The following is a 13,982-nucleotide window of genomic DNA, read 5'->3' on the forward strand; positions in this document are numbered from 1 at the left end:
AGTGTTTCTTTAATTCACGAACTGCCTTAATGGATTGGTTTTTATTGAAAAACTCACCTTTCCAATTATTTTCAGTCAGTTGACCGTTCTGCACCATTTCATTGACGATGTACCAATAAGCATCTTTACCTTTTTGTTTTCCAACAAAATAGTTGTAAACAAAGCGAGAACATCCAATTGTTTTGTTAATCCGTTCCATTTGCTTTTTACTTGGATAGATTCGGAACTTGTAGGCTTTTTTCACTACCATTGATTTTCACCTCCTTCATTATGTTGGATGGAAACGAATGGATGACTTTACAGAAAAAAGGTTTTACCACTCGTACCCAAGCTATTATTTATCTCATCAACACGCACTCGAACAGTCGGACAATCGAGATGGCAAGTAAGCCATTCCTTGTACGAAGGCGATTCATCCCCCACTTACTCATTGGGCTTTACCCTTCTCATTCCTTGAAGATGGGGGGGGTCTCGCCTATTTTAGATAAAAACTAGAAAACGCACATTTCCGTTCCTCATCCAGATTGATATTATAATAATATCCACCACTTTAAAGTTATTGGAGTTCCTGTATTAAGACATAAGAATACGATCTATACTATCACCGTCATTGACCAATTTTGTTATTAAAACTGTATTGTCCATTTAGAGTTGGTGAACTAAAGCATCCGATTCTTATATAACCTAATTTATATGTTGGCAAGCTAGCCTTCAGTATTAATCCGTTTCATTGGCATTTTTTGTATGAATTTTCATTAATGACCAATGTTATCATTGTCACCATTAATTGGTTCTACTACCTTTCCATTTTTATCCGTTATGATAGTATCGGTTTCTTTAATAGGTTCCTTCAAAGTCGGATAATAAGCAATGGCTCCAATTATAATGGTTATCATTATCAACCCAATAGTAACTTTTTTCTCATAGGGACTCCTTTTTAACACTTCATATATTATTTTTTCTCGCTTGTTTAAATTATAGTATGTTAACCACTGCACCTGATAGTTTAAGTGCAATATATCACAATTTTTCCTAGAAAAGGGCTACCTTCTTAATGGAAAATATAAAAATTATGATAAAACATAGGTAGGCAGAAGAAGTGATTCCCCTTTGATACAGTAATCGCCTTTATCATTTTTATTCAATAAAGTTTATATTATTTCCCTGACACCACTTAATCGCAATTTGTTTAAAACACTCGTAACGGTATGTATACCATTGCTCTTCCATTTCAAAATCAATTATTTTATCCTTAAACCTTCTGAAAGCCCCCTTTCCCTTAATTGCTCTTAATAAAGCTTCCTGCTTCCATTGATTACTTACACTTAAGCAAAAGTTTTCCATTATTTTATATTCATTCACATCATATTTAGTTGGTAACTCTATATAATTTTCAAAGTTATCAACTATATCAATTGCAATCTTTCTATTTTCTTGTTGCCATTCAGGTAAATGATCAAAAGGTTCTTCTTCTTCAGCAGCTCTCAAGTCCTCTGATGTTACTAACACTATTTCACCTGTTTTCATATTTAATAATGAAAGTGACTTTTCAAATTGGATTTCCATTTCTTCAATTATATCTTTCAGATTGACTTGTATATTCACGATTAAATCACCCTTTTTCATTTGAATATTGCACCTGGTAGTTCAATAAGATTTATACTTTATTTTTGTGTATGACCCATTTAACAGCGTCTAATAGGTTCTCAGCTACATAATCTGGTTCAATTTCCGCCCACTTATCCCTGTATTGATTAAGGGAACTGTACCCCCATCCTGTAAGCACTAAAATTTTCATTGCACCAACGGAATGAGCTGCCAACATATCAGTTGAACCAACATCACCAATAAATACAGTCTTTGTTAAATCTAATTTATATTTTATTGATGCTTCCAAAAGCATTCCTGGTTTTGGTTTATGACAATTGCAGTCATCATCTGAACTATGAGGACAAATAAAGGCATCATCAAATTCATATGATTGAAATTCCTTGTAAAAATCATCAAGGGTAGCTTCACCTCTACTAATTCTATGTTGATTAGTACAGGCAAAAGTTTTAATATTATTATCCTTTAAAATTTGTAATGCAACTCTACTGAACGAATATGGGGTGAAATCTTTTGGATGAATAAAATGTCCAGTACCACCAATAGTTCCATCACGGTCAACAAAAACTGCTTCAATATTCATTGGTAGGTTATTCCCCCTTTTATTTCTTGATTTTCAACTCTTCTGCCCCGTTTGCTTAATATCTTCTACCTAAACACTAACATAATATTCCAAAAATAAAAACGAGATTTTAGCCATAAGAAAAAGGCGATACCACTTGGATCACCTTATTTAACTCTCACCCGTTACTCTAAGTATAATAATTCACAATCTTTTTTCCACATCAATAAACTTAGTCACTTTAATGTGTTGTCCATGCAAAAAGACGCTTTTTATTAAAGAAAATTGCCCCGATTGCGGTATAGTTAAGCAATATTTTCACCAAAACTTTAAGTAATGAACAAGCGTGTTAATTCCTACCAACTTTACAGCCATAATTGCAATTATAACTATAATACTTAAAACGGCAGCCTTTTTACCAGAATTAGCCATGTTATCACCCTACCTTAAATCATATTTTTTCGTCAAACGATAAATTTACTGGCTCGTCCAGCAGTTCACCATGCACCTCTAAATTAGTTGTTGGAATACTTTCATTTACCTCTTCAAAAGTGAATTGATCTGCCCATACAGTTCCTTGTCCAGACAGAATGATACCAAATGAAATAACAGCACTTTGGGTTGGAACATCCAAAATAATAGAATAATGGTTCCAGTTTGTTGTTCCTTTAATGGGGCGATTACTCATATTATCAAATTGAAGAACATCTTCCATTGTGTCATCTACTCGCATCCACATCCCAGCGTACACATCTACCTCTTCCGTACGGATGAAACAAGAGAGTCTAATACGTTTTCCAACAAACTGATTAGCCCTAAATGTTTGCATCATGGTAGCGAATTCTGTTGAATCTAACACTGTTTTGGATTTTAAATAACCTGATGCTTTCCCCTGATGAACAACTTCATGGTCAATCCCCATTTCGTAATTAAATGGATTTGATCCACTTAAAAACCAACCTTTTACCTTTGTCTCCATATTTGTTTCCTCCTTAATTTTAATCATTTCTGACATCATTTTGCGATATTTTCCAGGTGGTAGCTTATAAATCTCTTTAAATGCTCTTGTAAATGATTCTTGTGATTCAAACTGATAATATAAAGCGATATCAAGAATGCGTTCACGTGTGTAAAGCAAGGCGGAAGAAGCATTAGCCAATCTTCTTAACCGAATATATTCAGTTATCGTCATGCCAACCTTGGATTGGAATATTCGATGAAAGTGATACTTTGAAAAATTTGATTGTGCTGCAATATTTTCCAAAGTAAGTGGTTCATGTAGGTTTTCTTCCACATACAATATAATTTTCTTAATTATAATTTCATGATTATACAACGAAGGTACCTCCTTTAATTATAGGATATCAAGGTTCTTCATTTTTTTTTGATATATCTTGCGAAGTAATCGCTGCATCCTAAAAATATTTAAAGAGAGGTTGATGTAAATATCAACCTCTTTTTATATCTGCAACAATATCGCACGATTGTTGAATATGAGCTAAAGACGATTCTTCAACTATCCTGCCCCATTAATTCAATAACTCCACAAACCAATACTAACTAATATTCCAAATATACTATCGGAATTTTACCATAAGAAAAAGGCGAACTTCATAGATCCCTGTTTCACTATCCGTTTGTCAAAGTACATTTTTTCACAAACAAATCCCTTACAATATTTATTAATTCAAATCCTTAAGAAACTCATATAATTCATCAACACTATAGGATTTAAAAATAAGTTCTTGCTTGTCAAACACAAACAATACTGGGAATTGTTCTATGTCAAATTCTTCTTTATAATCAACAACATAATTTTCTTCATAATACACCCAATTGACGACTGCATCCTGTTCTTTATCCTCCATGATGTCCATTATGTCTTCAAAGAATGTTTCCTGTAGCTCTGTAGGTAATGTTTCATACATTACAACTATATTAAATCCATCTGTATGTAATCGAAGTTGCCAAAATTTTTCTTCATAAGACATCTCTAACAGGATGATTTCATCTGGATAACCTTCGAAACTATCTCCTCTTGGCGGATTAACTAACACTTTTTGTCCCTTTTTTAGGTTATCGATTGATACTTCCTTTCCATCTTCGTGCTTTATAACTGTCTCATTTGATAATTTTGCTATATAAGAGTATCCCTCATCTGTCATACCAGGACCTTTTCTGTCTCTTTTTTCCCATTCAGAAATGTCCACGTCAATACTCTTTTCATCTTCTAAAACTTCCCAAACAGTTCCAATCATTTTATCATCTTCATAATACCCGTAAGGAGACTCTAATTTATCGCCCGTACTTTCACTACATGCAGAAATACATAACATGGTAATTAACAAAAATTCTTTGACGCAAGTTACCTCCTCCTCCCAATCGAAGCAGACATGTTATTATAAAAATGATTTATTTTCTTACATTAATCTGCCCCTTTAATAATGACACAATATTCCGAAAATATTATTAAATAAATAGAAAAAGACGATTCATTTGAAGACCGTCTTGCTCTACCCTTGCCCCGTATGCTCAAACATATTTTTATGAATTTGTAGTAAATTTCAAATGTTTATCACCTAAGATAATAATATTTATATTCCATCTTGGATGCATAACTAAATTGTCGTTTCCATCAAATTCTAAAGCCATATGAATTTCATCATCTTCATTTGTAAGAATGGCCATTCTTTTATTTTCCATATCTATATAAGGCTTTAAACCTTCTACCATTTCTATTTTCCAATCAAAAAAGTTCATCATTTCGCCTCCATTTTCTCAATATATCAATAACATATAAGAATATTTTAATCACTAACCTGATCCGTCAATTAAAGCACTTAATACTCTAAATGTTATATATATTTTAACATAAATATCCAACTCTAGACTTAACGCCCTTTAAAAAATATCCCCGATAATTTCTAAGATTCCCAATCACTCTATAGTACTCACAAAAAACCTCTGGCCTATATAAGGGCAGAGGTTAAAACTTTAGTCTATATTTCTTTTGTTTAAGTTGAGCATTTTTTATCAAATATTGAACCATATTTTCGTACTACAACATTTACTAAAACAAGGATCTGAATTGAAAAATTCAATCATGAAATAATAAGTAATCCATTCCTTTCCCGCCTTTGCCATCCATATTACCATGTTAATAATATTCTTCCCATTAGTTCCTTAAGACATCTCATCAAAACTTTTTGTTGTATTCTCAATTTCAGGATTCGTTTTTTTCTTCGGATTGAGTAAACGTCCTTTTCGAACTTGTTTTACCCAGAATCCGCCATGAATTTGCTTCGGTTCATAGGAAATGATAAAGGCTTTCGGATCTATGGTTTTAATTTCTTCATATAATCGTAGTTCGTATTTTCTTGGTGTTAATATTTGCATAGATAGCCGGTCTCCATCCATTCCATAAGCAGACCAACTGGTTACACCATACCCCTTTTCCCTTAATCTACGGGTAAAGTTTAAATCAGGATTACCAGAGATAACATTTACAGTAATATATCCAAGTGCAAGCTTTTCTTCAATAATGGAACCAACAACTACCCCGATTCCATAACCAAGAGCATAAGCTAGTACGTTTTGTATCTCGTTCAAATTATCTAATACAAGACCTAGCCCAAATATGTAGACAACAATTTCAAACATACTAACAAAGCCTGCCACATAGCGGCGTCCTTTTAATGTTAAAATCATACGAATGGTAAACATGGAAACATACACGATATTAATAATCAGAATGATAGCAACCATGATTAGAGCATTTTCCAGCAATAACATAACCTCCTATTTTCTTATACTCCTAAGGGCATACACCCATTTTTTAGACTTTGCATATAGTATAACTATCATACTGCAAAAAATGAGGTGTTGTCATGGATCCATTTCAGCAAATGTCTGATTGGAAACGGAATTTAGATCACTTCTTTGGCGAGCAATTTTGGAATCAGTTTGAAGGGATCCTTAAACCAACCATTCCCCAAATCAATATTTACCAAACGGACAATGAAATATTATGTATTGCAAGCATACCAGGATTAACGGATTTGGATAAAGTAGATATTTATGTAGACCATACAACATTAGATTTACGTGGAACGATAGATATCGGTTTTAGTGCCGGTACAGTAGTGAAGGAAGAGATACTACAAGGTGTGTTTGACCGCAATCTTTCCTTACCATTTCCAGTTCGCTCGGATAAAATCAAAGCAACCTATCATAATGGACTACTATATATCCAATTACATCGGTTAATTTCTGATTCTAGTAAGAAGAATCGCGTTAAGGTTGAGTTACTGGAGGAAAACTAATGATAAGAACAGAAAATCACCTAAGCGCTATTCTAATCTACACAATAAAAGCTCCGGCGATATTCCGGAGCTTTTAATAGCCAAATACCATATTTCAGTTACTTAGGTATAGATTACGGTTTAATTAACCAGCTTCCGTAACTATTTTCTTAGCAGGTTGTTTCCAAAACAGCGATAATACGATTCCCATCGCTATAATTGCAGTAGCAAAGAAATATGGATAATTAATATCTATATCAAATAACACGCCACCCACTATTGGACCAAATATGTTTCCTAAGCTCGTAAACATGGAATTCATTCCCCCAACAAATCCCTGCTCCCTACCAGCTATATTAGAAAGGTAGGAAGTAATCGCTGGACGGAATAAATCAAACCCTACAAACACAATAAAGGTTACGAGTAAAATAGATAGATATGATTGGACAACCGTCATCATATAAACGAGCACTGCTGATAATAATAAACTATATTGAATTAACCTAATTTCCCCTAATAACTTGGTAAGCCTATCAAATAATAAGACCTGGGAGATAGCACCAAATATTGCTCCACCAGTGATGACAATCGCAATATCTGTTGGCGTGAATTGAAACTTATGATCGACAAATAAGCTAAAAAATGATTCGAAAGCTGCAAGTCCGAACGAGGTAATGAAAATTAGTACAAACGAAATCAAATACATTGGCACAAACAAACGCTTGAAGCCAACTTTTGGTTGCGCATCCTGTTCCTCATCCTCATACTCTGCTGAACGCTCAGGCTCAGTTAGTAAGATAATCGATAGAATAGCTGCAAAGCTACCAAGCCCACCGGCAAAGAAAAACGGTACTCGAGTTCCGAAGTCTGCAAGGAAACCACCAATCCCAGGACCAATAATAAATCCAGTACTAATCGCAGCTGACATATATCCCAGCGCTTTAGGACGAGTTTCCTTCGTCGTGATATCAACGATAAAGGCTGTAACAGCTGGCATAATAAAAGCCGCACTAATACCACCTAGTATACGCGATATGAATAAGGTTTCGATTTCTTTCCCAATACCAAATAGAAATTCCGAAAAACCAAAAATAAATAACCCAATAACAATCATTATCTTTCTGCCAAACTTATCAACAGCCTTACCTGCTAATGGTGAAGCGATTAATTGGGCAATCGCAAATGCTGCAGTTAAATAGCCTACTGTCTTTCCCGTAATACCTAGTTCATTCATTAATGTCGGTAATACCGGAATAACCAAACCAATTCCTAAAAAGGCGATAAATAAGTTCAGTAGTAATAACCATAAGGTGACTTTATTTGTACGCATATTTTCATTCTCCCTAACCTTTACTTTATATATAAACATATAGATAATTTTCTATTTACAACTTAATATCCTAATGTATATAGTAACTATATAGTCAAGATGGAGATGATCATAATGAGCAAAAAAAAGAAATATTTAACGTCTGGTGAGTTTGCCAAGCTTTGTAAAGTAAACAAGCAAACTCTGTTTTACTACGATCAAATTGGCCTTTTATCCCCCATTATAAAAAACGAGAAAGGATACCGCTTTTATTCCATTCATCAAATAGAGCTATTTAATGTGATTGATTTGTTAAAGGATCTAGATATGTCCTTGAAAGACATTCAACACTACATGAATAATAAATCACCAGAGAAATTTCTAGAACTAATGCATCAAAAGAAAGAAGAAATCGTCATCAAACGTCAAGAAATAGAAATGAAGGAGAAGCTTATTGAAGCAAAAATAGAATTAATGGAAGATGCCGCCCAAACCGATTTTGAGCAAATCACGTTAACACAATTGCCAGAAGCAACACTTTATTTAAGTAGAAATATTGAAAACATCTCAAATGATGAATTTGTTAAGGTTGTTTCTGATTTTATTGACGAGTTATACATATCCAAGCTAGATACAGGATATCCAATTGGGGTTATTACGAAAAGAGAGCATATTTTAAAAGGGGAATATACAAATTATAGTTATTTGTATATGGAGCAACCTACACCTAAGCAAGGTTATCCGTACTTTCAAGCAGTTAAGGGAGACTTCTTAATTGGCTATCATATCGGGGGAGTCGCAACAGTTAACCAAACCTATAAACGTTTCTTAAAAGAAATGGATAGATTAAATCTAGTCTTAGGAGATTATGTTTTTGAAGAGTTCGTATATGATTCCATTGTAAAAAATAACGAGGAAGAATACGTCACTAAAATTATGCTACATGTTTATAAGAAGGATTAACTATAGTTACATAGAATTCCTTCTAACCTTTTCATATTAATTTCTGAAATTTTTCTTTAGGATAGTTTTCCTAAATATGATATAGTTTTATATAATCTTATTTAGTTCAATATGATGTAGCCTGTCTACATCGTCTATAGCACAATGTGGGGGATATATAATATGACAACATTAAAGAAAGCAACATTTGCTGGCGGCTGCTTCTGGTGTATGGTAAAACCTTTCGATCAGTGGGACGGAGTGCATGCTGTTGTTTCTGGTTATACTGGTGGCCATGTAGAAAACCCAACGTATGAGGAAGTAAAGACGGGTACTACTGGTCATTACGAAGCGGTTGAAATTACGTTTGATCCAAGTATTATTTCCTATAATGAAATATTAGAGGTTTACTGGCGCCAAATTGATCCAACCGATGCCGGTGGTCAGTTCCAAGATCGTGGAGAACAATATCGTACTGCTATCTTCTATCATGATGAAGAGCAAAAAGCACAAGCAGAAGCTTCTAAACAAGCATTAGCGGAAAGTGGCCGATTCCAAAAGCCAATTGTAACAGAGATTCTACCAGCTGTTACATTCTATCCAGCGGAAGATTATCATCAAGATTTCTATAAAAAAAGCGAAACAGAATATAAAGAAGATCGGGCCAAATCAGGCCGTGATGAGTTTATCGAAGAGAATTGGAAGTAAGATTAATTAGCATCCGTCATGACGGGTGCTTTTTCTATTTTAATAGATAAAAAACTGGCCGCCCATTAATCGACGACCAGTAATTTATAATTGGTTTAAGTTAACTCCTACAAGAAAATAAAGTATGCAACAAAGATGACAAACAGTACATACATAACTGGATGGATTTGCTTCGCTTTTCCAGAAACAAGCATTGTGATTGGATAGAAAATAAATCCAATTGCAATACCAGTAGCAATACTGTATGTTAATGGCATCATAATAACCGTTAAGAAGGCTGGAACAGCGATTGCGAAGTTATTCCAATCGATATCCTTTAACGCTGTTGCCATCAATACCCCAACAATAATCAATGCTGGTGCAGTAACTGCTGATGTCACGATACTTAATAGTGGTGAGAAGAATAACGCTAATAGGAAAAATCCTGCTGTTACAACAGAAGTAAATCCAGAACGTCCCCCAACTCCAACACCTGAAGAAGATTCGACGAAAGAAGTAGTAGTTGACGTACCTACTGCTGCACCAACAACTGTCGCTGCTGAGTCAGCAAACAATGCCTTACCAGCACGTGGTAATTTATTATCCTTCATTAACCCTGCTTGTGACGATACCGCAACTAAAGTTCCTGCCGTATCAAAGAAATCGACAAATAAGAAAGTAAGAATGACAACTAGCATTTGGATAGTGAAAATGTCACCAAAGTGTGCAAATGCTTGCCCGAACGTAGGTTCAAGACTTGGTACACTTCCAACAATACCATTGAACTCAGACAAACCGAAAATCAATCCAACAATAGTAGTAATGATCATACCATAAAAAATACCTGCTTTTAATTTAAGTGCTAATAGAATTACAGTTACTACTAATCCAAATATAGCAAGTAATACCATCGGATTGGTAAAATCCCCTAGTCCTAATAACGTATCTGGATCACCTACAATAATTTCAGCATTTTGAAGACCAACAAATGCAATAAATAATCCAATACCTGCTCCTACTGCTTTCTTCAATTCAGCAGGGATAGCGTTAATTACTTTTTCACGAAGACCAGTTAATGTTAGCACAATAAAAATAAGTCCAGAAGCTAATACCCCAGCTAATGCTGTTTCCCAAGGAATACCCATTCCAATAACAACCGAAAATGCAAAGAATGCATTTAATCCCATTCCCGGTGCAAGTGCGATAGGATACTTCGCAATAAGACCCATTAATAACGTACCTACTGCTGCAGCGATTGCTGTTGCTGTAAATACCGCCCCTTGATCCATACCTGTTTCCTTTAAAATATCAGGGTTAACAAATAATATATATGCCATTGCTAAGAACGTTGTTAATCCGGCAGTAAATTCGGTGCGGAAATTAGTTCCTAATTGTTCAAATTGAAAAAACTTCTTCATTACTTTTCCTCCTAAAATAACTAAAAATGAATGCAAATAAAAAAAAGCAAGCTTAAATCCACCAATTGGGGACTTAAGCTTGCTACCAAAAAACTACGTGAGAAAAGTAATTGGATTCTAGTAAATAATAAACTATCATCTAAATATTACTAATCTGCGTAGTCAGACCATTTACGGTGGTCTGGTAGAAACTTTGGGCCATATCCCCTAAATTATACGCAAAGTATTCTTTTACCTTGTTTCAGATAATATGTTACTATTTTACTAGTTAAATGTCAACCATTCCCGAACGTTTTTACAAACAAAAAAAATAATGTTCGCCTTTTCACCCACGTCCCAAAACATTTTCGAGACTTAGGGAAGAAAGTACTCTCCCTCACTTCTAAATTCACCCATCAATGATTTACCATCACCTAATAACAACATCATGTTCAACAATTATAAGTAACTATCCTCTTTTAGAAGTGCATTTTACTTGTTTAAACGGCATTACCTCAGTAATAATAAGAAAACACATGTTAAAAATATCGGAGGATTAAATAATGCCAGTCTATACACGAAAAGCAACAATACATGACTTAGAAGCAATTATGTCAATTCTAAATGATGGAATTGCCTATTTAAAGGAGCAAGGATTACCACAATGGCAAAATGGGGATGGTCCGACACCTGAATTAATTAAGCAAGATATCGAAAAAGGATATGCACATGTCTTAATCTCCGATAACAAGATAGCAGGATACGGCGCATTAGTTCCTGGACCAGAAGCGCCTTACGAAAATATGACGGGAGGATCATGGGAAGGACAAGAGGATTCTTACATCGTTATCCATAGAATAGCGGTAGATTTACATGTCCGTGGCAAAGGGTTATCCAAAATCTTATTACATGATTTAATTGTACTCTCTCGTCACATGGAATATAAAGATGTACGTATTGACACATATCCAAAAAATGAAATTATGCAAAAAGTGATTGTAAATGCAGGATTTCATTATAGCGGCATAATTTATTTTCCTGTTGAACACGGTGAGCGTAAAGCATATCAGCTTTTGCTTGATTAATAGTTAGAATATAAATAGCCCAAGCCTGAATGGTATGGGCTATTTTCTATTTCTAATTAATTAATCTTCTTATATATTCCATTCTTCCATCTGGATACAAGAGATAAGCTTTCTTGGTTTTAGCTTCATACCTTGCTACCGGGATCGCTTTAAGGGAAAACTGGGGAAAATACTAATAAAATAAAGCCTATTTTACAAAGGTTTGTTTGAAATACAAATCTGTAAAATAGGCTTTTCCATTTATAAACCAATTAGTTAATTATTCCCACTCAATAGTAGCAGGTGGCTTACTCGTAATGTCATACACTACTCTATTAATATGTGCTACTTCATTCACAATTCGAGTAGAGACTTTTTCCAATACATCAAATGGAATTCTAGCCCAGTCAGAGGTCATTCCATCAATAGAAGTTACTGCACGAATACCGATCGTGTAATCATACGTACGAGCATCTCCCATTACACCAACACTGCGAATATTAGGTAGTACCGTGAAATACTGCCAGATATCACGTTCTAATCCTGCATTTGCAATTTCTTCTCTTAGAATAGCATCAGATTCGCGAACGATCTCTAGCTTCTCATCGGTAACTTCACCAAGTACACGAATAGCTAGTCCTGGTCCTGGGAATGGTTGACGCCATACGATTCGATCTGGTAAGCCTAATTGTGAACCTAATTCACGAACTTCGTCTTTAAATAATGTGTTTAAAGGCTCAATTAATTCAAATTGCATATCTTCAGGAAGTCCACCTACATTATGATGGGACTTAATAGTTTGTGCTGTTTCTGTTCCACTTTCAATAATATCGGTATAAAGTGTTCCTTGTGCTAGGAAATCCATATCCTTTAGCTTCGCCGCTTCATCATCGAAAACATAAATAAATTCGTTCCCAATAATTTTACGTTTTTTCTCTGGATCATCGACACCTTTTAGCTTAGATAGGAAACGCTCTGAAGCATCTACCTTGATCACATTCATATCAAAATCATCAGCGAATACCTTCATCACGTCATCTGCTTCATTCTTACGTAACAAACCATGGTCTACAAAAATACACGTTAATTGATCGCCAATTGCTTTATGAATTAAAGCTGCTACTACAGAAGAGTCAACACCACCACTTAGGGCACAAAGGACATTTCGGTTACCAACTTTTTCTCTAATTGCCTTTACTTCTTGTTCAATAAAGTTCTCAATTGTCCAGTCACCACTTGCTCCGCAAACATCGAATACGAAATTACGTAATAATTGATTTCCATACTCAGAGTGGCGTACTTCCGGGTGGAATTGAACACCGTACATCTTCTTCTCCTTCATGCTGAATGCGGCAATTGGAGTGGACGGATTTGTTGCATCTACTGTGAAAGTTGACGGTGCTTCAACAACTTTATCTCCGTGACTCATCCAGACTGTTTGTGCTTCTGGCGTTTCACTAAATAATACTGGATTATTTTGCAGGGAAATGGTTGCTTTTCCATATTCACGATTTTTGGATTTATCTACTTTTCCACCATAGTGTAATGCCATGAGCTGCATACCATAGCATATTCCAAGTACCGGTATGTCTAGTTCAAAAATTCTTTCGTCTGGTCGGAAGCTATTTTCATCATATACACTATGTGGTCCACCAGAAAGGATGATGCCTTTTGGGTTTATCTTTTTAATTTCTTCTATTGATATTTTGTGTGAATGTAGTTCACTATAGACACCAAATTCACGGATTCTTCGTGTAATTAATTGATTGTATTGGCTACCAAAGTCTAAAACTAGAATCATTTCGTTATCCATTGTTATTCTCCTTATATTGTAATATGTTGACCGCCATCCAAATGCAGCATGTAATATAGGCTTCATATATCCTTACTGCTAAAGAAAATAAAAAAAGTCTGGATTTCAGCCTTTCTATATCATACTCCTAGCATAGGAAGTACATAAATATAGAAAAAGGCAGAAATCCAGACTTGGGTAATATCTAGAATTCCGCCTTCATAGTCAGGGTATTATCGGTACCCCGGTAGAAACTTTCGAACCATATTATCGAGGATATATGAAAGCATGTGTTTATAAGTTAAACTTATTTTACTAGT

General features: G+C 34.8%; 15 protein-coding genes and 2 riboswitches. Of the genes, 4 read left to right on the forward strand and 11 right to left on the reverse strand.

What is annotated here, in order from left to right; all coding sequences use genetic code 11:
• The 8 genes from AAIB49_RS15885 to AAIB49_RS15920 all read right to left on the reverse strand — a co-directional run.
• A partial coding sequence (locus AAIB49_RS15885; protein ID WP_343458586.1) for a helix-turn-helix domain-containing protein occupies nt 1-250 on the reverse strand: 250 nt, incomplete at its 3' end.
• Between the two features lie 505 nt (nt 251-755).
• The gene (locus AAIB49_RS15890) at nt 756-896 is read right to left on the reverse strand and encodes a hypothetical protein (protein WP_343458587.1); all 141 of its coding nucleotides are present in this window, start codon (nt 894-896) and stop codon (nt 756-758) included.
• 241 nt (nt 897-1,137) lie between these two features.
• Complete coding sequence (locus AAIB49_RS15895) at nt 1,138-1,626, reverse strand: UPF0158 family protein (protein ID WP_339217057.1); 489 nt, start codon at nt 1,624-1,626, stop codon at nt 1,138-1,140.
• A gap of 31 nt (nt 1,627-1,657) precedes the next feature.
• The gene (locus tag AAIB49_RS15900) at nt 1,658-2,191 is read right to left on the reverse strand and encodes an HAD-IIIA family hydrolase (RefSeq protein ID WP_339217058.1); all 534 of its coding nucleotides are present in this window, start codon (nt 2,189-2,191) and stop codon (nt 1,658-1,660) included.
• 430 nt (nt 2,192-2,621) lie between these two features.
• On the reverse strand, nt 2,622-3,506 hold the full coding sequence (locus AAIB49_RS15905) for a helix-turn-helix domain-containing protein (RefSeq protein WP_339217059.1): 885 nt from the start codon (nt 3,504-3,506) through the stop codon (nt 2,622-2,624).
• A gap of 346 nt (nt 3,507-3,852) precedes the next feature.
• Nucleotides 3,853-4,428 carry a hypothetical protein gene (locus tag AAIB49_RS15910; RefSeq protein WP_343458588.1) on the reverse strand — a complete coding sequence of 192 codons (576 nt, stop codon included), beginning with the start codon at nt 4,426-4,428 and terminating at the stop codon, nt 3,853-3,855.
• 286 nt (nt 4,429-4,714) lie between these two features.
• Entirely contained in the window at nt 4,715-4,930 is a 216-nt protein-coding gene (locus tag AAIB49_RS15915) for a hypothetical protein (protein ID WP_339217061.1), read from the reverse strand.
• 423 nt (nt 4,931-5,353) lie between these two features.
• On the reverse strand, nt 5,354-5,956 hold the full coding sequence (locus AAIB49_RS15920) for a DUF2179 domain-containing protein (RefSeq protein ID WP_186869042.1): 603 nt from the start codon (nt 5,954-5,956) through the stop codon (nt 5,354-5,356).
• Between the two features lie 101 nt (nt 5,957-6,057).
• On the opposite strand from AAIB49_RS15920, the gene AAIB49_RS15925 reads away from it, so the two are divergent.
• Entirely contained in the window at nt 6,058-6,492 is a 435-nt protein-coding gene (locus AAIB49_RS15925) for an Hsp20/alpha crystallin family protein (protein ID WP_339217062.1), read from the forward strand.
• Nucleotides 6,493-6,616: 124 nt separating this feature from the next.
• Here the strand turns inward: AAIB49_RS15925 and norA are convergent, their stop codons facing one another.
• Nucleotides 6,617-7,801 carry a multidrug efflux MFS transporter NorA gene (gene norA / locus AAIB49_RS15930; RefSeq protein ID WP_343458589.1) on the reverse strand — a complete coding sequence of 395 codons (1,185 nt, stop codon included), beginning with the start codon at nt 7,799-7,801 and terminating at the stop codon, nt 6,617-6,619.
• A gap of 114 nt (nt 7,802-7,915) precedes the next feature.
• Here norA and AAIB49_RS15935 point away from each other — a divergent pair, with 114 nt between their 5' ends.
• Together AAIB49_RS15935 and msrA are read left to right on the forward strand one after the other, a co-directional pair.
• Nucleotides 7,916-8,743, forward strand: coding sequence for a MerR family transcriptional regulator (locus tag AAIB49_RS15935; protein WP_339217064.1), 828 nt, complete (start codon nt 7,916-7,918; stop codon nt 8,741-8,743).
• A 162-nt stretch (nt 8,744-8,905) separates the two neighbouring features.
• Entirely contained in the window at nt 8,906-9,430 is a 525-nt protein-coding gene (gene msrA / locus AAIB49_RS15940) for a peptide-methionine (S)-S-oxide reductase MsrA (RefSeq protein ID WP_343458590.1), read from the forward strand.
• 107 nt (nt 9,431-9,537) lie between these two features.
• On the opposite strand, the gene AAIB49_RS15945 is transcribed toward msrA, so the two are convergent.
• Nucleotides 9,538-10,827 carry an NCS2 family permease gene (locus tag AAIB49_RS15945; protein ID WP_339217066.1) on the reverse strand — a complete coding sequence of 430 codons (1,290 nt, stop codon included), beginning with the start codon at nt 10,825-10,827 and terminating at the stop codon, nt 9,538-9,540.
• A gap of 139 nt (nt 10,828-10,966) precedes the next feature.
• Nucleotides 10,967-11,067: riboswitch (purine riboswitch) on the reverse strand.
• Nucleotides 11,068-11,369: 302 nt separating this feature from the next.
• Here AAIB49_RS15945 and AAIB49_RS15950 point away from each other — a divergent pair.
• Entirely contained in the window at nt 11,370-11,891 is a 522-nt protein-coding gene (locus AAIB49_RS15950; protein ID WP_343458591.1) for a GNAT family N-acetyltransferase, read from the forward strand.
• A 259-nt stretch (nt 11,892-12,150) separates the two neighbouring features.
• On the opposite strand, the gene guaA is transcribed toward AAIB49_RS15950, so the two are convergent.
• Nucleotides 12,151-13,683, reverse strand: coding sequence for a glutamine-hydrolyzing GMP synthase (gene guaA / locus AAIB49_RS15955; RefSeq protein ID WP_186869050.1), 1,533 nt, complete (start codon nt 13,681-13,683; stop codon nt 12,151-12,153).
• 181 nt (nt 13,684-13,864) lie between these two features.
• Nucleotides 13,865-13,966: riboswitch (purine riboswitch) on the reverse strand.
• Nucleotides 13,967-13,982: the final 16 nt, after the last annotated feature.

Source organism: Ornithinibacillus proteolyticus, from assembly GCF_039581225.1.
Lineage (GTDB): Bacteria > Bacillota > Bacilli > Bacillales > Amphibacillaceae > Ornithinibacillus > Ornithinibacillus massiliensis.

What these genes read in the sequence shown, in the direction of transcription:
- AAIB49_RS15890 (WP_343458587.1), bottom strand. Translation starts at nt 896, where the DNA reads ATGATAACCATTATAATTGGAGCCATTGCTTATTATCCGACTTTGAAG.
- AAIB49_RS15895 (WP_339217057.1), bottom strand. Translation starts at nt 1,626, where the DNA reads ATGAAAAAGGGTGATTTAATCGTGAATATACAAGTCAATCTGAAAGAT.
- AAIB49_RS15900 (WP_339217058.1), bottom strand. Translation starts at nt 2,191, where the DNA reads ATGAATATTGAAGCAGTTTTTGTTGACCGTGATGGAACTATTGGTGGT.
- AAIB49_RS15910 (WP_343458588.1), bottom strand. Translation starts at nt 4,428, where the DNA reads ATGATTGGAACTGTTTGGGAAGTTTTAGAAGATGAAAAGAGTATTGAC.
- AAIB49_RS15915 (WP_339217061.1), bottom strand. Translation starts at nt 4,930, where the DNA reads ATGAACTTTTTTGATTGGAAAATAGAAATGGTAGAAGGTTTAAAGCCT.
- AAIB49_RS15925 (WP_339217062.1), top strand. Translation starts at nt 6,058, where the DNA reads ATGGATCCATTTCAGCAAATGTCTGATTGGAAACGGAATTTAGATCAC.
- norA (WP_343458589.1), bottom strand. Translation starts at nt 7,801, where the DNA reads ATGCGTACAAATAAAGTCACCTTATGGTTATTACTACTGAACTTATTT.
- AAIB49_RS15935 (WP_339217064.1), top strand. Translation starts at nt 7,916, where the DNA reads ATGAGCAAAAAAAAGAAATATTTAACGTCTGGTGAGTTTGCCAAGCTT.
- msrA (WP_343458590.1), top strand. Translation starts at nt 8,906, where the DNA reads ATGACAACATTAAAGAAAGCAACATTTGCTGGCGGCTGCTTCTGGTGT.
- AAIB49_RS15945 (WP_339217066.1), bottom strand. Translation starts at nt 10,827, where the DNA reads ATGAAGAAGTTTTTTCAATTTGAACAATTAGGAACTAATTTCCGCACC.
- AAIB49_RS15950 (WP_343458591.1), top strand. Translation starts at nt 11,370, where the DNA reads ATGCCAGTCTATACACGAAAAGCAACAATACATGACTTAGAAGCAATT.
- guaA (WP_186869050.1), bottom strand. Translation starts at nt 13,683, where the DNA reads ATGGATAACGAAATGATTCTAGTTTTAGACTTTGGTAGCCAATACAAT.